Below are 21,084 nucleotides of genomic sequence, written 5' to 3'. Positions count from 1 at the left end.
ATTATAAGGAGTGACAATCATGGCAAGTTCAAATCCAACTGTAAACCCAGTGGTCCACCTAGATCATCTCCAAAAGCATTTCGGCAAATTTCAGGCGCTTAAAAATATTACGTTTGATGTACGTCCGGGGGAAGTCTTCGGCTTTATCGGTCCCAACGGCGCCGGGAAATCAACAACTATTCGCACATTACTGGGACTATTGCGGGCCTCATCAGGATCAGCCACTATTTTTGGCAAGGATGTCTTTCACGACGCGGTCAGCATTCACCGTCAGTTGGCCTACGTTCCCGGTGATGTGTACTTGTGGCCAAACTTAACTGGTGGCGAAATTATTGATCTCTTCTTAAAGCTGAGCGGCCAAGCACACAACGTCCGCACAGATGAACTACTCAAGAAATTTGACCTCGATCCGACTAAAAAAGCACGTACTTATTCGAAAGGAAATCGCCAAAAGGTGGCCTTGATTGCCGCCCTTTCTCAAGATGCGGATCTCTATATCTTTGATGAACCGACATCGGGCCTAGACCCACTTAATGAACGTGTCTTTCAAGACGCCGTCCTGGCGTTAAAACAACAAGGCAAATCGGTTCTCTTGTCCAGTCACATTCTGTCTGAAGTGGAGCGCATGTGTGATCGGATTGGGATCATCCGCGCCGGAGAAATTATCGAAACAGGTACCTTAACCGAAATGCGCCATTTAACCCGCACACAAATTACTGTCGCCACCGAGCAGCCGCTCACTGACCTCGCCCAACAAACAGGTGTGCATCAAGTCACTACCGATGCCGCACATCACACCACCACTTTTGCAACCGACTCCGAGGCGATGCCTAAGATCATAGATTATCTAGCGGCTCATAATGTCACTAGCTTGCAGAGTACGCCGCCAACTTTGGAAGACTTATTCCTCCGTTATTATGGGGAAACGACCACAGATCCAATTGATCAGCCAACCGCAAAGGACGTGAGACCCCATGCCTAAACGTGCTTATTTTCGAACTGGTCGTATACTAGCGATCAATTTACGTCGCGATTGGCTAAAAATGACCACTTGGATGCTCGTCATGGCTGGTCTATTTGCTAGTGTCGCCTTTAAGTTCAACGACCTTTACGGGACTAAGACAGCGATCGCCCAAATTATTACGACCCTTAAAACACCAGCAATGATTTCATTATTCGGACGGCTGCCAGGTGGGCCTTATACCACCGCAGACATCTTTGCGTCGGAAATGACGGTCTTTATGGCCATTTTTGGGGCGATTATGAATTTTAGTTTTGCCATTTCGCTCACCCGTGGTGACGAAGACTCAGGCGTCACCGAATTGGTTTCTGCTCACGCCGTTGGTCCTTATGCGACGCTAACCGCCGCCATCACCGAGCTACTGGTTCTTAATGGTACATTAGCCCTATTGTATTCGTTTGGACTGCAATTTGCTGGCCTGCGTGGCACCGATACTGCCGGTAATTTTGTCTTAGGCATTGGGCTAGGACTCAACGGTCTGATGTTCGGCGTACTTGCCATTCTCTTAGCTCAACTCGTTGAAAGTAGCCGCGCAGCCACTGGTCTCTCCTATGCGATTTTTGGACTTGCCTATCTCAGTCGTATGGCAGCCGACGTTTCTCATCCGAAATACACCTGGCTGTCACCATTAGGTTGGGTGGAAAAATTTCAAACTTATCGGCAGAACAACTGGCTGCCCGCTTTATTCATGTTAATTGCTTCAGCGATCTTTATTGGGGGTGCCATCTTCCTGCGATCCCACCGCGACTTGAATGCCGGGATTATTGCGACTCGTCCCGGTCGAAAATCGGCTTCCTTCATGTTGCAGGGGCCCATTGGCTTGTTCTGGCGCCTAGAACGCAACACCATTCTTATCTGGGTTATTGGCATGTTTCTTTTTGCCGCCATGTATGGCTCAGTGTTTGACACTGTCGCTGGCATTTTGAAAACGAATCCTTTGACCATGCGCTTATTGGCCGATCCACATGCCGCTGCCGCTGCGCAAACCCAAATTCTTAAATCATTCATCGCTATGTTAATGATTATCTTCGCCGTCGTCTCTGCTATTCCTGGCATTCAAATCATCAATCGACTCGTTGGTGACGAGAAAAAAGGGTTCTTTGAATCTTTGCACGCTCGGCCGATCAGTCGGCTACGCCTGAATGGCACCTTAACCTGCCTGGGCCTCCTCACTAGTACGATAACGTTAGCCGCCAGTGTTGCTGGTCTAGAAATTGCGGCCAACAGTGTTCTGAAGCACCCCTTAGCCACAAAATTATTCGTGAACGCCTTTACGGCCAACTTGGCACCGATGTTAGTCATGGTGGCCATCAGCGTTTGTCTAGTTGGTTGGCTTCCGCGCCTAATCGCCCTCAACTGGGGATACTTAGGCTTAACCTTTGGTGTCGGTTACTTCGGTCGCTTACTTGATCTACCAAGTTGGGCCACAAAATTGACGCCCTTTGGCTTTATCGGCCGCGTACCAGCTGTGGCTGTCCAATGGCCAACGTTCTGGTGGCAGTTGGGGATTGCTTTAGTCATCGTGATCGTTGGTTTGGTCGGCTATCAAAGACGTGATATTGACGCGGCTAATTAAAGAATCAGAGTGAAACAAGCTGGGTGATGTCGAGCACTAGCTGAGGCTAGGCAGTTGGCGATCTTGGCCAATTGACTAGGCTGGGCTAGGCACAGACATCAGGCTTGTGTAACTCGACAAAGACTTAGAGCAGAGTCGGCCGGGTGATCCTGAGCACTAGCTGAGTCTGAGTGGTTGGCGATCTTGGCCAATTGCTCAGACTGGGCTAGGCACAAGGAGCAGGCTGACGGAGCTCGACAATGAATCAGAGTGAAACAAGCTGGGTGATGTCGAGCACGAGTAAGCTGGTTAGTGACCAATATTAAAGGCGACCTTCACATGATGAGTGAATCATCATGTGAAGGTCGCCTTTATGCGCTACGTAAAATTTATGTGCTGCGAATTTTTGCCATTACCGAGACGGACACGCCACCCACATGATTGTGAAAAATAAACGAGTTAATTCGCAAGTAGGTCAATTTGAACGTAGCGGGCATCGGCTCAGCCTGTGTTGTTATCGTTAGCGCATTTCGCTTACGATAAGACCTGGCTTTGAAATCGGCGCTTTTCCGGGTTCAACGCAGGTCCACGGCGTTCCAGCCGCACGCCCGCGAAGTTCGGATTGCCGGCAGTAATCACCTGTATGGAAGTTTAAGTTACCAGTCAATTTTTGGTTTTGATTCAGATTTAGCCTCATCTTATCGATTATTTATCGATCAAAAAGCTTAAGCCATTATTATTCAGCGATTGGTAGCGGCGTTGAATCCACGACATATTGTTGGAGAAAGTCACGCACGTGTTGCTGATAAGCGGCTGGGTCCACCCAAAAGCTTTCAGCATGTGTCGCATTGGGCACGATCCATTTTACTTTCGGTCCTTGAGTGGCCGCATAATTTTCTTCTAACATGCTGGCGGGGACGAAGACATCTTTCTCACCATGAATAAATAAAATCGGTCGATGATTGCGCTTTAACTGAGCTACCGAAGACACTTGGTTTAAATTAAACCCCAATCGTCGCCGATTAATGGCACTTACAGCGGGCAAAAAGGGATACTTTGGTAGGTGGAAGTTTCGTTTCAACAGATAAACTAACTCGTCATCAATGCTAGAATAACCACAATCCGCAATAATTGCGCGAACCTGATCTGGTAACTGCTCACCACTCATCATTTCAACCGTGGCTCCGCCCATAGAAACGCCAAATAAAACAATGCGCACCTCTTCGCCGTCGTGATTAATGATGCGTTTTAGCCAGTCTAAATAATCTAGGCGATCCAACCAGCCAAAGGTAATGTAGCGGCCGGCCGATTTGCCATGAGCCCGATCATCCGGTAACAACACGTTATACCCTAATTCATGGAAGAGTTGTGCGTAGTTAGCCATTGTCTCTCCATTACCTTTATAACCGTGGGAGATAATCACCGTTTGTTTGCTCGCCGGCGTTGCAGCTAAGTAAGTCGCCACCAATTGTTGCTGTGGATCATCTTCATGCAACATCCATGTTTCCGTTGGTTGGTCGCGTAACCACTTGACATAGTCATAGTAGACGGATGCATATTTTTGCTTTTCTGCGGAGGTTTCAGGGACTTGGTTAACCCGTTTAAAAGCGTATTGATATAAACGTTCAGAAATCCCGGCTACACCGGTCGCCAAAACAAACGGCGCGGCAAGACTGGCCATTGTCGTTTTCTTCATTGAAGTTCCTTCTCTCTATCCCTTAACTAACACTGGTTCATCCTAATAACTGCGCGCCTTTAGGTCAATCAAAAACAACTATTTATCTCATTTTTTAATCAATCACCCATACGACGTCGCTAACATTTTATTAGTAAAACGTGTATAATTGAATGCTGCCGGATTTTTTGTTTTTTAAATCACACTTATCTTACGCCAAAGGAGGCCTTTTCGTGTCAGAATCGATTTCAGAATTTAAGGTCGTTGACGCGAACGGCAAGCCATTTAATCGCCTGTTGCTCGTCATCACGATGCTTATCGGGACATTCAGTACATTTATTGTTCAAACTACCCTGACGACCGCGTTTCCGACCTTGATGCGGACTTTTAACATCAACGCTGATGCTGTTCAGTGGCTCACGACTGGGTTCATGCTCGTTATGGGAATTACCATCCCCGTGTCTGCTTTTTTATTGCAACGATTTAGTTCGAAATTATTATATCTCGCTGCCATGGCAATCTTTTTTGTCGGAACTTTCATCTGTATGACTGCCTCGACATTCGGTCTATTGCTAACTGGTCGACTCATCGAAGGGATTGCGGTGGGGATCACGGCGCCCGTCTTTCAGACCACGATGTTGACGATCTTTCCGCCAGAAAGACGTGGGTCGGCCATGGGATTAGCCGGAATTGTCATCGGTTTGGCCCCCGCAATCGGCCCAACTTTATCAGGTTGGTTATTACTCAATTATTCATGGCGCTCTCTGTTCGTCGTTATTCTGCCATTTCCAGTGATTGTGTTTACCCTTGCACTGTTTACAATGCGCAAAATTTTCCCCACCAAAAAGACGAGCGCAGATTGGCTTTCAGTTATTTTATCCACCATTGGTTTTGGCAGTATGCTGTATGCCTTTAGTAGTGTTGGCTCAAGTTCTTGGACTAATCCAATCGTCTTAACAACCTTAGTGATTGGTCTCGTCTTTGTCGGATTGTTCGTATGGCGTTCCTTAACCATCGACAATCCGCTCTTGGAACTACGCGTCTTTTCCTCGCCAGCCTACACATTATCCGTTATCGAAGTCGCCGTCGTGAATATGGCAATGGTCGGCGCCGAAATGGTCCTGCCATTATATATTCAAACCGTTCGCAGCGAATCAGCGTTTCATTCTGGATTAATCCTCTTACCTGGGGCCTTAATGATGGGGATCATGAGTCCGATTACTGGTCGAATTTTTGATCGGATTGGTGCTCGTCGCTTGGCGATTACTGGGATGTTCTTATTAACCGTCGGGACGGCCTTTTTCGTCACATTGACGGAAAACACACCAATTATCTTCGTGACGTTACTTTACACGATTCGGATGTTCGGAATTGCAATGGTCATGATGCCGGTCACAACCACGGGCATGAACGCCCTCCCAATTAATTTGCTTAGTCATGGCACTTCAGTTAACAACACTGGACGTCAAGTCTTTTCATCAATGGGGACGGCCATTTTAATTTCAATTTTGACCAATGTGACTCAAAATAAGATGCCGGCCAAAGCACTGTTACATACCACGCCATTGGCTTATCGCAACCATGCAATCAACGCGACCCTATCTGGTTATCACGCTGCCTTTTTAACGGCAACCATCTTTGCGTTAGTTGGGCTGGTTTTGGCTTTTCGAATTAAGCCAGGTAATTCAAGGAGGCGTGGCTAATGGTTATTACGTTATTAATTCTCGCCACCTTGAGTTTATTTCTCAGCGTCGTTTTGATGACCGCTAGTTCGGCTCGTACCATCACGATCATCAGCTCATTAGTCGTATTCATGGGCATGATTGGCCTGCTCATTGCGAATGATAATTACCATTTCGGTTTGAAAAAGGTCAGCACCACCTCCACGCAAACCTTGGTCAGCAGCACGCCGAACCAACATGCTGGTCAACCAAACATTTTACTGTATCAACCCCTGGGTAACGGTCAGGAAAAAATTTATCTCTATCGGACCAACGCCTCACAGACAAAACCACAGGCCACACCCAGCCAGCATACGACCGTTAAAGTGCGTGCCATTAGCGCCACTAGTAACGCAACCTTGATGACTAAGACCACCCGCTGGCGATATCAAAATGGCTGGACCCAAATGTTGTTTGGCTTGTCTGGTGAAGGCGGACAACTCGTTTCCCGACAAGATGTGTTTCAAGTGCCAAACAGTTGGCTAACGCTGAGCACTTCACAAGCTAAGCAATTGGCTAAACTTATGAAGGATCCTGCTAAACAAGACGCACTGCAGGCCATTGTCGCCCAAAAAATGGCTGCTGCACTAAAGCGACAGCCTCAGATCTCAGCTAATGATCGGCTACTGCTAGAACAGCAACTGACAAAGAGTGCGATTGAACAACAAGTTAAATAGGATTTGCTAAAAAACGCCATTCATCATGAATGACGTTTTTGATTTGTTTTCACTCAATCATTGGTGAGTTTTTGCAGCAAGCTCAAGAATAGTTGCTGTTCATCATCAGTTAATTGGGAACCCATTTTATTTGCCGCCACCTGTCGAGATTGTTTGAAAGCAGCGACCACCGCTCGGCCTTGCTCCGTGATCAATAAAACTTTTTGGCGCGTATTATCGACTGGAATTTTTCGAATCAAATAGTTCCCGGTTTCAAGTCTTTTTAACAGTGATGAGACGGTCGCGGCACGGCGGTGTAACATTTCTGCGACATCCTTTTGCATACGTCCAGGATGATCTTGCACAAATTCCAGCACGGCAGCCTGTTGATCGGTCACATCAAATGTTGCTGTCAATTGCTGATTAATCAACGCGCGTTGTTGTCGGGCCGCCTGTAATAATTGTGTCTGTAATTGCAAATTTTGCATGACTAATTTATCTGACATTCTCATTCTCACTTCCAAAGCAAATCAAAGTTTCACTGGTTGAACTAATTATTTGACGAACGTTAGTCGCTAAGTTAGTATATCTAACTGTAAGATATACTAACATAAAAAGAGGCAATAGCCATGACTGATCAGACAACATCCCTCACGAATTTAGATCCAAAAATCAAAGCATTTCAAACCGAGTTATACGCAAAATACGCAATTGCCAATCAACAAGTCACTGCTGGACAGATCGTATTTGTCGGAAGCTCGCTCATGGAAATTTTTCCCATTGAAAAGTGGGAAAAAGAACGGGCGTTAAATTTACCGAAACACATTTATAATCGTGGCGTGCGAGCAACGACGACAGCGGACTTATTAGCCCATTTAGATGTCCAAATTTTTGACTTAGCCCCCAGCAAAATTTTTATCAACATCGGATCCAATGACTTAGGCTTTAATGTCCCTGAGACCACCTTTTTAAATAATTATCGAAAAATCCTCAATCAGATTCAGATACGTCTACCAAAAACTCAAATTTATGTTATGAAATATTATCCCATGAATGCTCAAGCTGATTTCAGTCAGTCAAATCCAGAAAAAGAACGAGCAGTCCATCAATTTAACGAGACAAGATCAAATGATCAGCTCTCACAGGCTAATAAAAAAGTGGCCGACTTAGCTGCCAGCCTAAAGATCGCTTACATTGATGCCAATGCTGGTTTGACAGACAAAAATGGTTACTTGAAAAAGGAACTCACTTTTGACGGCACCCATTTATCACCAGCCGGATTTGAACTTGTATTAAACAACCTTCGTCCGTATTTCAATTAATTTCAAGTTAATCAAAACAGGCCGCACACGAAGAGTCGCTATTTTCCCAATTAAGAGAAAATAACGGCTTTTAAAGTCCAACCCAAGACAGCCCATCGCCGAAAATAATCACTACCAACGGGCAACCAATTTATCCATTTGGTTCCTCTCAAAAGCATATCGATCGCCAACGTTCATTCCATCTAAGACGATCGCAATCATTAACAACCTATGTGGTTAATGATTCTTTCAAGCCCGGAGCAACCAGTGTCCATACACCCTCAAATTGAGCTTTAGTGGCAGACCCCCAACTCGGTGCAAAGGCCGGTGCGGAAAACATCGAAAAGGCCTGCAAAACAGCGTCCACAACCGTCAATTTGTCAGTCGATAATGCGGCAGCCAAACTTTGTGCTAAATCAGTAATATGAATGGTTAACGCCTTGGGATTATCGTCAATATAGGTTGTATATACCGTAAACATCCGTGGGTCATCATGATAAGCCGCCATCTTATCCACCGTTAACGCCCATAACCAATCGTGAGCGATGGTTAATTTATCCGTTTGATCACTTGTATCAAATGGAAATAATCGTTGCAGTGCTTGATTTAACCACCGCAGCGCTAACGATGTCCACAGGTCTTGTTTGTTACTAAAATGTTTATATAAAGCGGCATGACTAACGCCAAGAGTTGCTCCAACCGCCGCCAAGGTAACGCCTTGAATGCCATTTTGCTCTACTAATAATTCTGCTGTGTCGAGAATTTGAGCCTTCGTTAATTTCGCCATGCATTTAGTATAACATTTTTTGTTACAAAACTTGCATTTAGTAACTTAACGCGTTAAGCTTTGATAAAAGTTACGCAAAACAGTTTTTGTAACCAAACTAATCTGATACTTTTTGGAGGTCATCATGAAATTAACGAATAATACTATTCTCATTACGGGCGGCACTTCTGGCATCGGGCTAGCGTTGGCCGAACGACTTGACGAAGCCGATAATCAAATCATCATCTTAGGTCGCAATCAAACAAAATTAACGCAAGTCCAACAGCGACACCCAAAATTTGCCACTTATCAAGCCGATGTCAGTCGGCCCGAGACACTCGCTGCCCTACCGAGTTGGTTGAAGACTCATTATCCCAAACTAAACATCGTCATTAATTCTGCCGGAACAATGCGCGCTTTCAGTTTGTTTGATGAATCGGTGTCCGTAAACGCGCTTGTCAGTGATATTCAAACAAATTTAATTGGGACGATTGCCGTGGATAAACTATTGATCAATCAACTGCGGACACAACCTGAGGCGCTCATCGTCAATATTTCTTCCGGATTAGCTAATTTAGGCGTGGCCACGCACCCTAGTTATTCCGCCTCTAAAGCCGGTGTACACATGTTCACTGATGCTTTACACGAACAACTACAATCAATTGGCGCAACTCAAGTACACGTCATGGAGCTGGTACCGCCAATGGTTGCTGAAACTAATCTAGAATCAGTATCCTCAACGACTGCCCCAGGAAACATGAAGTTGCCTGATTTAATTACGGCTGCCCTTAAGGGAATGAACCAAGATAAAAAGCGCGTCAATCCAGGGTTATCAAAAGGGATGCGTTTAGCAGGAAAAATTGCCCCTGATCCAGCCGAACATCGCTTAGCCACGACCATGATTCCGCAATACTTTCCCAATGGCCTGATTTAAATCAACGTAAATTAAAGATCGGCATGTGGAACTAGTTAGCTATGGTGGTTTGGGGGGATGGACGTTAGTGTCAAGTTTTAGTTAGTGGGTTGGCGCCTCTTGTCACCACTTGTTTCCGTTATGGCAACAAAGCATCACCGAAATGATCACTTCAGTTGAAAATTCCGGTATTTCGTTGTTTGAAGTTCAACAGTGTTTTTCCCGGTTTGTTTTAACCGGACAAGCAGCTTTAGGGTGAACCCAAGAAGAAGCCGATCAACAAACTGCCGAATCAGATTCTAGGCGACAAGCCTATCGAATCAAAGAAATTCGCGAACGAACGCTAGACACGAGTGTTGGCACAGTATAGCGAAGATGGCAAGCCCACAGCTTGTCTAATAGGGTCAAAGTCGCCTTCGGTATGCCCGATGGAAGCAATCACGCCGCAAGTCGAAAGATAGGCGAATTGGCCGGCAAGTAGACCAGGCTGGGCGTAGTGGGAATCGGCTCAGCCAGTGTCGTTATCGTTAGCGTACTTCGCTTACGATAAAGCCTGACTGTGAAACCGGTGCTCTTCCAGGTTCAGAGCAGGCTCACGGCGTTCCAGCCGAATACCCGCGCAGCCCAGCCTGGTCGGCAGTGAACAACCCTGTAAAAGTTTAATTCAGCATTAGTCTTACCTGCCAACCCATCAAAGGTTGGCACCATCTAAGGCTATCTTAATGCTTGCAAGGCTCAATACAGTCGGGTTACAATATCTCTTCAAGAACATATTGAGACACGAAATACCAAGCCCCCTAGCAGATGACGCTGCTAGGGGGCTTTTAGGTGGGCTAAAGGCTGCTTGAACTATTTTACTTCCGGTGTCGTCGCTTTAGCCAGTCGGCGAACCACACCGTGATCAATGCAATCAACCATCATTTCTTTGCCGATTTATCTACCTCGCCAATGCGACCATGCGCGCGCAAATCGGCTAGGTGCTCATATAGAATTCCTTCACGCACCCCATTTTCTGAGAAAACGACACGCCCCGAATCCAAGGTCCGCATAATCGTCACAATCGGGGTAATCCCAGCCGCAATGATATCGGCACGATCCTTAGACAATCCCGGAATTGCCTTACGCTGAGCAAGATTTCGTCCAATAATATTGGCGTATACATCATCGACTTCGGCCACTGTCATTCGAAAGCCATGAATATCTTCATAATCAGCAACCTTTTTTTCTTTACGGCGGATTTTAGCTATCGTCCGGTTGGAACCTCCCAATGCGACGATTGGCAAATTTTGTCCACGATGTAGCCACCAAATTCCGTTAAATAATCGTTGGACAGCTGTGGACAGCCGGAACAGATCCACTGCGGCTACTTGATCGGTACCATGCACTAAAAATGTTTCCGATAGGTTAACCGAGCCAAATGGCAGACTGACCAAATTCTGGACCCGGCCATTTTGAACCAAAACTAGTTCACATGAAGCACCGCCAGTGTCCATAATGACGCAATTCGTTACCGGCAGCGTGTTAATCACACCTAAATAATCATAATTAGCTTCTTCATTACCCGTAATCACTTGAATTTCTAACCCGTGAACCTGTTGCTTCACTCGTTCAAGAAAATCGGCTTGATTTTTAGCACCACGAACAGCCGCTGTGGCGACTGCTCGCAACGTGAGATTCTCTAATTTTGAGTAAACCGCATAAAAGCCTTGCAGAGCTGTAATCGTCCGTGCCATCGGTAGCTCTTGTAGTTCACCACTGGCTTCCATGCCCTCTGATAAGCGAACAAAGGCTTTTGTCATCTGGCCACGTTTGAAACTACCATCCTCTTCAATTTCAGTGACTGTCATACGACATGAATTTGATCCTAAATCGATCACCGCAAAATTTTCCACTCGAATTGGCCCCTTTCATTCTCAGAAATCGTCAAGTTGTTCAAGTCATTCATCGTCAGTATCTGTTTCATCCTCATCTAATAACTCATCTAACGGCCGCATCAATGGAACGAAAGGTGTCTGTGGACGTTGAGCAACTGTCTTGTTTAACGCGGTGCTTTTTTGAGCAGCCTCTTTAATCAACGTTTCTTGCACGTTTAAAGGCGCTAAACCTCGACGATCGACCTTTTGCCAAACACCATCCGGATGTAAAACACGCGTTTTGACGTTATCGGCCCACATTAGGTCAAAAATACGCTGAACTTCCGTTTTGACATCATCCTGCAAAACGGGGAACAATAATTCCACACGTCGACTGATATTTCTCGTCATCAAATCGGCAGAAGCCAAATACGTACGCTGTTCACCATCCGCGTAGAACTCGTAGATTCGACTATGTTCTAGCAGGCGTCCGACAATCGAATGCACGGTAATATGATCCGAAACACCAGGAATTCCCACCTTAAGACAGACAATACCACGAACTAATAAATCGATTGACACGCCAGCCGCGGACGCTTCATACAATTTTTGAATCATGCCACGATCTGACAATGAATTCATCTTCATTCGAATTGCGGCATGTCTCCCCGCCTTGGCATGGTTGATTTCATCATCAATTCGATCATATAAGAAATTGCGCAATGTTGTTGGTGCAATGGCCACGCGTTCGAAATGGTCTGGTTCGCTAAAACCAGACAACATGTTAAAAACATTAGAGGCATCCACACCCAGCAAGGGATCAGCCGTGAACAACCCCATATCCGTATACAATTTGGCCGTGACATCGTTGTAATTCCCAGTCGCCATGTGCATGTAGCGCTTGATGCCATCTGGCTCCTGGCGTACAACCAGTAATAGCTTGCAGTGGGTCTTCAAACCAACCAACCCGTAAATAACATGACAACCTTCACGCTCAAGCATCTGAGCCCACTTAACATTATTTTCTTCGTCAAATCGCGCTTTTAATTCCACTAGGACTGTGACTTGCTTACCATTGCGCGCTGCTTGAGCTAAGGACTTGATGATTGGCGATTGCGAGGACACCCGGTACAATGTCATTTTAATCGCCAGTGTGTCTGGATCAGTCGCCGCTTGTTGGACAAACTTCACAACAGGTTCAAAGCTGTCATAGGGATGTTGAACAAAGATATCATGTGCTTTAATCGCTGCGAATAAATCCGCCTGCCGCAATGCGGGTTGCGTATAGCCCTTAAATGAAGGGTACAACAGATCATCATGTCCCTTGATTTTTTTGACCAGCTTACCTAAGAAACGCAAATCAATCGGACCATTAATGTCAAACACGCCAGCATCACGAGTCTCTAAATCCTTGATTAACTGTTTACGCAGTTGTTTGGACATATCCGCTTCAATTTCCAAACGCATCACCTGCGTATGGTCACGCACCGCTAACTCATGCTCGACTTCTTTCAACAAATCACTAGCATCTTCTTCGGTAACGTCAAAGTCCATGTCGCGAATCACCCGGTAGGCCTGCGCTTCTTTAATCTTAAAACCCGTAAACAGCTCGCCAAGAAAGTGTTTAACAACTTCCTCCAATAGAATAAACTCATTAGTTCCCGGCAGTGTCACCACGCGATCAAAGGTGTCTGGCACTTGAATCGTCGCAAACCGATGTTCCCGCTTGCCGCTTGCTTCGTCTTTAGTATTTTTAATCAATCGAATCGCGATGTTAAGTGTATTATTGCTGACGAATGGAAATGGTCGCGAAACATCCACGGCCATCGGCGTTAACACCGGATACAAGACTTCCCGAAAATATTGGGTTAAGTAGCTAATTTGCGTTGTCGTCAGCTCATCGAAGGTTCGCAGATGAACACCAATCGCTTCTAATTGCGGCAATAATGAACGATTCAGGGTACTATATTGCTTCTCAACTAATTGATGAACCTTGGTACTGATGGCCTTTAATTGGGCCGCCGCATCCATCCCCGAAGCATCAGGTATCGTGTAGTTAACATCTTCCAACTTTCGTAACGACGCCACGCGCACCATATAAAATTCATCCAAATTGCTTTGCGTAATGCCTAAGAAGCGCACGCGTTCTAGCAATGGATTGTTTTTATCACGCGCTTCTTCTAGGACCCGGTCATCAAAATCCACCCAGCTCAATTCACGATTTACATATAAGTTTGGCTCTGTATAGGCCATGGTCATCCTCCTTAAAAGCGTCCCGTGCGTTGTAACTGCGGGGTGAACCCGTAAATTTCCTCAAAAAAGCGTCTTTTTTTATTGAAGGTCCAGGTCTCTAATTCAATATCATCATTGGCGGTTGCCCGAATAATAACTTGCGGTTTTTTAATCGAAACGCTAATACTTGAAATTTTGTGTAACCGACTGTCATCTAGCGCATCAGCGAGCCGCAAAATCGCTGCTAGCTTAACCATGACCATCCGATTAGCCATGCTGATGTTAAATCGACTCAAATCAGCCGATACGGTTTCAGAGCTGTGATACCGTGCAATCGCGGCAACGGCGACCTGTTCATCTGCTCGTAACCCCAGCATTTCTGAATGATTGATGATGTATTCAGAATGAAACGCATGGCGAGTACTATCAATGAAGAGCCCACTATCTTGTAAGATTGCCGCTAATTGTAACAATAATCGCTCATGGGCGCCTAACCCATGTAACTTTTTCAAACGATCAAATAACTGTGTCGCAAATTTAACGACTGACTGCTGGTGCTGTTCGTCCACGTGAAAGCGTCGGGCCAATTCATAAGCCGCACTCAACATAACCTGACTGGTTGGATCCGTGTTATGCGCATTTTGATGATGGTGTCCGACCTCATCAATGACACAGCCGTCGATAACTTTAAAGTCCGTTAATTCAATTTGCTTCACCTGTAAATGATCGAAGACTTCATCCAATAACAGAAATAATGGCAGGACCTCGTTGGTCTGATCCGCCGGAATGTTGCTTTCGTTCAGTAAATCTTGCGGTGTCATCTCCACCACTCGTTGAAATTGTTGATCAAAATCAGCCAGACTCAACTCAACAAAACGTTGACCGCGCGGAATCAGATGATCTAACAAGTGCAGCTTAGAACCCATCAAAATCACGCGATCAAAACGCTGTTCTGGTAAGAATTGATAGAGACTGACCAATTTTGAATGCAAATAATCACTAAGCATTTCTTGATAGGACTCTACCCGATGCTCTAAATCTTGCAGTTGCGTCGCCACTTGCATCGGACCTAAGAACAATTCTCGAGTTAACAACAATTGCCCATCGATAAACAACATGAAGTGGACCATACTGGCCCCAATCTGCATTAGCACCGTATGACCACTGATGAGTTTATCAAAATCCGGTAGTAGCTGGGCTGCAGCCTCGTAGGCAAACAACGATTCTTCATTCACCGTCATGAAATGGAGTGTTTCACCGGTCATAATAAAAATATGATCACGGATATAATCAATATTTTCGGCGCGCGCAATCGTGTGGCTGGCCACCAAGCGATAATTCGTGACGTGATAATCGCGCAGTATTTGTAAAAATCGCTCCAAAATCACAATCACTTCGTCGCCGACGGACGGATCTAGCCGGTGGCCTTCAAATAAGTCAGCGCCTAAATGTAGTGGTGCACTAATCCGCTCTAAAACGACCTGACTTTTTTGATCAATAATCATTAACTGCATATCTTGCGCAGTGAGAACCATCGCACCGTATAAATTACTTTTTGCCATCGCGCCGATAATCTCCTAACTATCTTGATTGGCTTGTAATTGATCTAAAATCTGGTGAAGTTGTTGCTTTTGGGCCGCTGTCACCACTGGATACTCAGGTTTTAAGGCCTCGAAGCGTTTCGTTAAAATTTCTGAAACGATTAACCGTGAACACCATTTCGAATCTGATGGCACGATATACCATGGATTGGTTTTAGTTGCCGTATGCGTCAACATTTCTTCATAAGCCTGTTGATATTGATCCCAAAAACCACGCTCCTTAATATCGGCCGCCGAAAATTTCCAGTTCTTGTCCGGTACTTCAATCCGTTTTTCAAACCGACGTTTCTGCTCCGCCTTGGAATAGTGCAAGAAAAATTTCAACATCACAAACCCATTGTGGGCTAAATAATCCTCATAATGCACAATATCGTCATAGCGTTGATCAAAGAATGCCTTGGTGACATCTTCAACCCGGTTAATGCCTGGAATATGCTGACTTGTCAGAATTTCCGGATGAACGTGACTAATCAGTACGTCTTCATACTGTGAGCGATTAAAAATTTGAATACTACCACGACGCGGCAACGCAGCTGAAATCCGCCACAAGTAATCGTGCGCAAGTTCGTTTGAGGTCGGTTGCTTAAAGCTGACCACCGATGTCCCTTCTGGGTCTAACCCGCTCATAACGTGGCGAATCATGCTATCTTTTCCAGCTGCATCCATCCCTTGTAATAAAATGACCACGCCATTTGTTGCCTGCGCGTAAAGTTTACTTTGAAGGGCGTCTAGCTTCACTAAATTAGCTTCTAGTTGTCGCTTAATAGTCTCCTTATCCGGTGCCGGTTCGGAGACACTAGTTGGCACATGCTTCAAATCTAAATGTCGTCCCTCATCAAACCGATAAGTCTTCTCATAATCCATGTCGCCACGCTCCTCTCTGTGATTACCTTTATTCTAGCGACTTGCATGGCAAAGATAAATCAATCATGCGTGAAACATCACAATTTTATGATCTCGGCGTCGCTACTCGGCAAATTATGCTAGGCTAGCCTTAGAATGAAACGCCGCCAAACTGACCAAAATGAATGATTGCGAGGAACTTTCAAATGATTAAAATGATTGCATTAGATCTGGATGGGACACTGTTGACCAGTGATAAAAAAATCAGTTCCAGAAATGAACGCATTTTAAAGCAGCTACACCAACAAGGGCTAAAAATCGTGCTGTGCACTGGTCGTCCGATCAATGCCATCTGGCACTACCTTGAACAACTCGAGCTGACACAACCTGACGATTACACGATTACGTTTAACGGTGCGCTCGTGATTCAAAATGTCGGTCACGCTGAACTATTTAAGCAAGGACTACCCAAGGCTGATTTAATTCCCCTCCATGATTACTGTGTGGCCCATAATTACCCACTAGATGTCTTGGACTTTGAGCAGGTTTGGCCATTATCTGATCTACGCCCTTCTTATTATCAGCAGATGTTAAACGCTAACCTAACCTTCACTCACGTATCCTTCGAACAATTACCTGATGCCGACTACAGTAAAGCCGTCATGTCCTTTGACGCACCAGTCTTGGATGAAGCGGTGGCAAACCTCACGCAGACGATGAACGATCACTATCACGTGGTGCGTTCGCAACCTAAAATTCTCGAATTTCTCGCTAAAGACATGGATAAACGTGTGGGCCTAAACGCGCTACTCGCCCATTATGGTTGGACATTCGATAACCTGATGAGCTTTGGTGATGCTGAAAATGATTTAGGCATGCTTAAAGCCGCTAACATCGGTGTCGTTATGGGTAATGGTAAGCCGGAAATCAAGGCGGCGGGCAATGCAGTGACCACCTCCAACGATGCAGACGGTGTCGCCCAATTCCTAGAACAGTTTGATTTTAGTCGGTAAACTAGCAGTAAATTTTGTTATTGCCTGATTAAACTAACCTCACTAAATTTTGATCATTTTTACCCGCCTCACAAAAAGAATCTGGGGCGACGCTAAAATCTACATTTCATTTCCAATCTAAATCGCCAAAACGGGGAACCACTTCCAGCAACCGAGACCTGGGACTCCTAAAACGTTGAGTCAGAGACAGCCAAGTTGAGAATTGGATACAGACTAAAATCAGAGGAAACAACATCCACAATTGGAATGACAGACCAAAAATGAACGGGGACAATTACAGAGTAAACAAAACAGAACGGCCTGCGAATTCCCATCTAATAGGACGCAAGCCGTTTTTTTGTTCTATAAAGTTTGTGAAGTTGACTTTTAAGCAGTAGTTTAGGTGATTTTACCAGTCATTATCACTCGTGAAACGCGCTTGCGAAAAAGTATTTAAACTACTAATTATTCGATCATGGTATGATTGTGTCCGGTCAGTTTGCACTAACTCAAAGTTGACTAAAGAGGGTGAACATTACCCTTAGTAAATTCTTCAAGTTCTTACCGATTGTAGTCCTTGTGATTATAGTTTGTTTGAGCTTAACGACGATTACTGCTAAGTAATCGAATGACGTCTCTAGTCTGCAAGCTAGGGGCGTTTTTAAATACAAAAAAACTCTCGTGCTGCAAGACACGAGAGTTGAAGGGAACATATCCCTGTAAATTCTTCACTGAAAGTGTAACGCGTTCGTTATGCGTTAGCAAGCTTTAGACTTATTTTTAGCTTGGGATGCCACACCTGTTGTGGCAAGTTGGTAATTGTTAGATTGCTCGTTGGCTATGTCTGTTCGTGGGTCCATTTTCGGATCAAATTACTAATCATTGCCGGTCGTCGCACACTTTATATTTGCGGGATAGGCAACCAACTCCAAGTCGGTTCCCCATTACGCAATCCGCTCAACGAACAAAAGTCCACCGCAATATATATCCCCGAACCATTAAGTGCCAACGCCGGCTAAGTATTCTGCGACAATTTTTGCTTTAAATTCATCATTATATTTGGTCATAGTAAAACCCCCCGAGTTGGATTTTGTCCAACTCGGGGGGTTCACTTCAGGAAGATCGCTTTTTAGCGTCAATTCAGCCGTTTTCAAAAGTTAAGTTTTGCTAATGCGACGAATGTCCATGACCAAATGGATGCCACCAATCGCTCATCGTAAGCGCAATCTTTTCACCAACGAGCGTGACCACGGAACCAATCAAAATGATGACAATTCCGATGACCGTATTCACATAGATCGGTTCACCTAACACAATCAGTGCTAAAATCGGGGCCAATGCTGGTTTGATGAAAAAGATCAATGAGGCAACGGGAATTCCCGCTTCATCCATCACGATAAAGTAGAGCCCAAAAGCGACCCCCGTCACTAAGATGCTGACATAAGCCAGCAGTGGCAGTGCTTGCCAGCTTAAATTAGCAAAGAAAGGCACGTCGCTAAAGCCCTTAATCCCGCGTAACACATTAGCTTCAATGGGAATATGCGTTGATAACATCAAGACACCTAATTCAAAGGCCCCAGCGATAAATGAAAAGCAGGTCATCGTCAGCCCATCAAAGTGGCGTTGATTGGCGTTGACTCGTGAAATCACCCCGTAAAGTCCGAAGGTGATTGAGCAGGCCAGCCCTAATACAATCCCCAACGGATTAGTAAGTTTAAACGGATCAATGATGACAATTAAACCAATCAGGGTCAAGATAACCGCAATCGTGTTCGTTCGCGTCATGCGTTCACCAAGAAAAATTAAGCCAATTAACATCCCAAACACCGGATTCGCACTCAATAAAATTGCCACCGTGGATGCTGCTGTCGCTTGGATCGCCATCTGGTACAACGTCATGCTAACCACGACGCAAGCAAACCCAGTGACACTAAACGCAAACCAATCTCGCCAATGCAAGTGTTGTTGGCGCCGTCGTAATGTATGAATTGCAATTGGTAATAAAGCTAGACCGCCACAAAGAAAACGAATAAAGTTAAGTTCGATGGGATTGAAGCTACCCCCAGCGATCTTTAAGGCGATTTCCATTGAGCTAAATAAAAAAGTTGAAATTAAGACGTAGACGAGCGTTTTAACTTTCACGGTTAAATCTAATTCCCCTCTCTAAATGCCAAGCGGGCGTTGCCGAACGTCCGTGATGATTAAAAAACTACCTTTTCATCATACCATACCAGTAAAGCAGCGTAAGTTGATCCGCATACTGCGGTACGTTAACAAAACTGGCTTGAATGACGATTGAAATCATTGAGACCAATTACGTATCCGCAATGATCAGCGTCAGTTTAAGAAATGAGGTCTGATTCACCATGCAACCATTGTTAGGTTTAAAGGGAAGTACTAATCCTGATCAGTATCGGCAACGCTTAGCCGATCACCCCGATGTCTTTGAATTTTTTCTAGATCAAAATGACTTAACGACTGCCGGCCTTAAGCATTTACAGACCGCTATTGATGAAGTTAAACAAGTCACGGACCGAATCGTGTTACATCAACCAATGCGTTACAAGGGTTGGTTCGTGGAGATGGTCACCCCGGCCAAAAAAATGCCGGAACTCTACCAATTTCTCCGGTATAGTTCCGACACGCTAATTGCGCTTGCGCAAGCAAATGACATTCAATTGTTACTGCATGGTTCTTATTCGCGCCAAACTCAACAATTTATCGACATGTACCCAGATTTAGCCACTGCACAGGCCGTCGTTTTTGAACGTCTTGATCAATATGCCGAACAAGGTGGCACTCACATCATGTTTGAAAATTCGATCTCACCGTTATTTTTCTATGGTGACCCAACCATGGATCAGATGATCTTTAACCACCACTATCGGCTTGCGTTTGACACCAGTCATTGCTTTATCAAAAGTCATGGTGACAATGACGTGCTGATGGCCTCATTGACACATTTAGCACCCCACGTCGTTCACTACCATCTCGTGGACTCATTCGGACTCACACACGATAGCCTGCCATTAGGAACTGGGCGGATTGACTGGGCGCGCGTCCTACCGCGATTAAATCCACAAGCAAGCAGTATCTATGAAGTGAACCTAGCTGATCAAACAAATGACCGGGAAATGCTAGCTTCCCACCGCTACTTGACTAATCTAGCGCACCAACTAGAACAACATCGATAAAGTTGAAAAAGCATTACTTAAGACATGTAAACTAATGTCATACCGAATATCCTTAGTTTCAAGGTATGTGGTCGCCAAAATCATTCCTGTAGCAAAGTATACCCATGCACCTGGTGACCACAGAGAAGTATGTATCTGCGCAAATAAAAGGCCATTAATCACAACACCCAGCACTTTAACCCATGGTGTCGTCAACTTCATAAAGAAGTAATTGAAAAATAAACCGCGAAAAATCATTTCTTCCAATACCGGCCCGATGAAAACTGCTAAATAACTAGTTAACCACGGTGTGCCATTAAACAACTGCTCAACCGCTTTTTGATTTTCAGACGAACTAGTATGAATGAGCTCTTGACTAATAATTAAGGCTGACAATACCACGAGCATTAGAGCAAAAATCAGCCATTGCCGTGGTCTAGTAGGCCGTGGCCTAAAATAGGAGGGCTGTCGATGAGCTAGCCCATGTTGATACAATCGCCAAAGTAACCAAAAAACCAAGCCGCATAAAACTGTTGTGATGATCCAGATACCTAATTGAGCAGGCCAGGAGGATAGTTTTAATAATGTTGGCAAATAAGTTGGCGCAATGGCCAACTGCTCCAACAGATACAATCCAAGCATTGCCCCCACTCCAGATAGATAGCGTCGCATTCGATCTGCCATATTCAAATCTCCCCCTTTATAATTCGACCAATGATAAGCCTGTTTTAGTGATTCTGCCATAATTCGGACTTATAATGAGCCTAATCTAATAGAAACGG

17 protein-coding genes are annotated in these 21,084 nt (G+C 45.0%); 8 read left to right on the top strand and 9 right to left on the bottom strand.

The genetic code is table 11. The features are described from left to right. Positions 1-19 precede the first annotated feature (19 nt). Together ACKTR2_RS08635 and ACKTR2_RS08630 are read left to right on the top strand one after the other, a co-directional pair. Positions 20-982 (top strand): ABC transporter ATP-binding protein, encoded by a 963-nt coding sequence (locus tag ACKTR2_RS08635; RefSeq protein WP_407884501.1) that lies wholly within the window; start codon positions 20-22, stop codon positions 980-982. After that, positions 975-2,597, top strand: a complete 1,623-nt coding sequence (locus ACKTR2_RS08630) for an ABC transporter permease (RefSeq protein ID WP_407884499.1) — start codon at positions 975-977, stop codon at positions 2,595-2,597. The genes ACKTR2_RS08635 and ACKTR2_RS08630 overlap by 8 nt, the downstream gene beginning before the upstream one ends. Positions 2,598-3,312: 715 nt before the next feature. On the opposite strand, the gene ACKTR2_RS08625 is transcribed toward ACKTR2_RS08630, so the two are convergent. Beyond that, positions 3,313-4,272 carry an alpha/beta hydrolase gene (locus tag ACKTR2_RS08625; protein WP_407884497.1) on the bottom strand — a complete coding sequence of 320 codons (960 nt, stop codon included), beginning with the start codon at positions 4,270-4,272 and terminating at the stop codon, positions 3,313-3,315. Positions 4,273-4,496: 224 nt separating this feature from the next. Between ACKTR2_RS08625 and ACKTR2_RS08620 the strand changes: the two genes are divergently transcribed. Continuing rightward, positions 4,497-5,954: an MDR family MFS transporter gene (locus ACKTR2_RS08620; RefSeq protein ID WP_407884555.1), complete on the top strand. Its 1,458-nt coding sequence runs from the start codon at positions 4,497-4,499 to the stop codon at positions 5,952-5,954. Next, positions 5,954-6,649: a DUF4811 domain-containing protein gene (locus ACKTR2_RS08615; RefSeq protein ID WP_407884495.1), complete on the top strand. Its 696-nt coding sequence runs from the start codon at positions 5,954-5,956 to the stop codon at positions 6,647-6,649. The genes ACKTR2_RS08620 and ACKTR2_RS08615 overlap by 1 nt, the downstream gene beginning before the upstream one ends. Positions 6,650-6,702: 53 nt before the next feature. Here ACKTR2_RS08615 and ACKTR2_RS08610 read toward each other — a convergent pair whose 3' ends face one another. After that, the gene (locus tag ACKTR2_RS08610; RefSeq protein WP_407884493.1) at positions 6,703-7,134 is read right to left on the bottom strand and encodes a MarR family winged helix-turn-helix transcriptional regulator; all 432 of its coding nucleotides are present in this window, start codon (positions 7,132-7,134) and stop codon (positions 6,703-6,705) included. A 123-nt stretch (positions 7,135-7,257) separates the two neighbouring features. Here ACKTR2_RS08610 and ACKTR2_RS08605 point away from each other — a divergent pair, with 123 nt between their 5' ends. Further along, the gene (locus ACKTR2_RS08605; RefSeq protein ID WP_407884491.1) at positions 7,258-7,950 is read left to right on the top strand and encodes a GDSL-type esterase/lipase family protein; all 693 of its coding nucleotides are present in this window, start codon (positions 7,258-7,260) and stop codon (positions 7,948-7,950) included. Between the two features lie 208 nt (positions 7,951-8,158). Here the strand turns inward: ACKTR2_RS08605 and ACKTR2_RS08600 are convergent, their stop codons facing one another. Beyond that, positions 8,159-8,716: a TetR/AcrR family transcriptional regulator gene (locus ACKTR2_RS08600; protein ID WP_407884489.1), complete on the bottom strand. Its 558-nt coding sequence runs from the start codon at positions 8,714-8,716 to the stop codon at positions 8,159-8,161. Positions 8,717-8,840: 124 nt separating this feature from the next. On the opposite strand from ACKTR2_RS08600, the gene ACKTR2_RS08595 reads away from it, so the two are divergent. Continuing rightward, on the top strand, positions 8,841-9,629 hold the full coding sequence (locus tag ACKTR2_RS08595) for an SDR family oxidoreductase (RefSeq protein WP_407884488.1): 789 nt from the start codon (positions 8,841-8,843) through the stop codon (positions 9,627-9,629). Between the two features lie 896 nt (positions 9,630-10,525). Here the strand turns inward: ACKTR2_RS08595 and ACKTR2_RS08590 are convergent. The 4 genes from ACKTR2_RS08590 to ACKTR2_RS08575 all read right to left on the bottom strand — a co-directional run bounded on the left by ACKTR2_RS08590 (position 10,526) and on the right by ACKTR2_RS08575 (position 16,158). After that, positions 10,526-11,455 carry a Ppx/GppA phosphatase family protein gene (locus ACKTR2_RS08590; protein ID WP_407884553.1) on the bottom strand — a complete coding sequence of 310 codons (930 nt, stop codon included), beginning with the start codon at positions 11,453-11,455 and terminating at the stop codon, positions 10,526-10,528. Between the two features lie 90 nt (positions 11,456-11,545). Continuing rightward, positions 11,546-13,714 (bottom strand): RNA degradosome polyphosphate kinase, encoded by a 2,169-nt coding sequence (locus ACKTR2_RS08585; RefSeq protein WP_407884486.1) that lies wholly within the window; start codon positions 13,712-13,714, stop codon positions 11,546-11,548. Positions 13,715-13,725: 11 nt separating this feature from the next. Then, positions 13,726-15,255, bottom strand: a complete 1,530-nt coding sequence (locus ACKTR2_RS08580; RefSeq protein ID WP_407884484.1) for a Ppx/GppA phosphatase family protein — start codon at positions 15,253-15,255, stop codon at positions 13,726-13,728. A gap of 15 nt (positions 15,256-15,270) precedes the next feature. Continuing rightward, positions 15,271-16,158 carry a PPK2 family polyphosphate kinase gene (locus ACKTR2_RS08575; RefSeq protein ID WP_407884482.1) on the bottom strand — a complete coding sequence of 296 codons (888 nt, stop codon included), beginning with the start codon at positions 16,156-16,158 and terminating at the stop codon, positions 15,271-15,273. A 185-nt stretch (positions 16,159-16,343) separates the two neighbouring features. Here ACKTR2_RS08575 and ACKTR2_RS08570 point away from each other — a divergent pair, with 185 nt between their 5' ends. After that, entirely contained in the window at positions 16,344-17,150 is an 807-nt protein-coding gene (locus ACKTR2_RS08570; RefSeq protein WP_407884480.1) for a Cof-type HAD-IIB family hydrolase, read from the top strand. A gap of 1,146 nt (positions 17,151-18,296) precedes the next feature. On the opposite strand, the gene ACKTR2_RS08565 is transcribed toward ACKTR2_RS08570, so the two are convergent. Continuing rightward, a complete protein-coding gene (locus ACKTR2_RS08565) occupies positions 18,297-19,271 on the bottom strand; it encodes a DMT family transporter (RefSeq protein WP_407884478.1) in 975 nt (324 codons plus the stop codon). Positions 19,272-19,495: 224 nt separating this feature from the next. On the opposite strand from ACKTR2_RS08565, the gene ACKTR2_RS08560 reads away from it, so the two are divergent. Further along, a complete protein-coding gene (locus ACKTR2_RS08560; protein WP_407884476.1) occupies positions 19,496-20,323 on the top strand; it encodes a sugar phosphate isomerase/epimerase family protein in 828 nt (275 codons plus the stop codon). Here ACKTR2_RS08560 and ACKTR2_RS08555 read toward each other — a convergent pair. Continuing rightward, complete coding sequence (locus tag ACKTR2_RS08555; RefSeq protein WP_407884474.1) at positions 20,306-20,986, bottom strand: CPBP family intramembrane glutamic endopeptidase; 681 nt, start codon at positions 20,984-20,986, stop codon at positions 20,306-20,308. The two genes, ACKTR2_RS08560 and ACKTR2_RS08555, sit on opposite strands and share 18 nt — an antisense overlap. Positions 20,987-21,084: the final 98 nt, after the last annotated feature.

The sequence above is a fragment of the Furfurilactobacillus curtus genome (genome assembly GCF_045862785.1).
Lineage (GTDB): Bacteria > Bacillota > Bacilli > Lactobacillales > Lactobacillaceae > Furfurilactobacillus > Furfurilactobacillus curtus.
The sequence above is the reverse complement of the archived record's forward strand: the minus strand, read 5'-3'. Positions and strand labels throughout refer to the sequence as shown.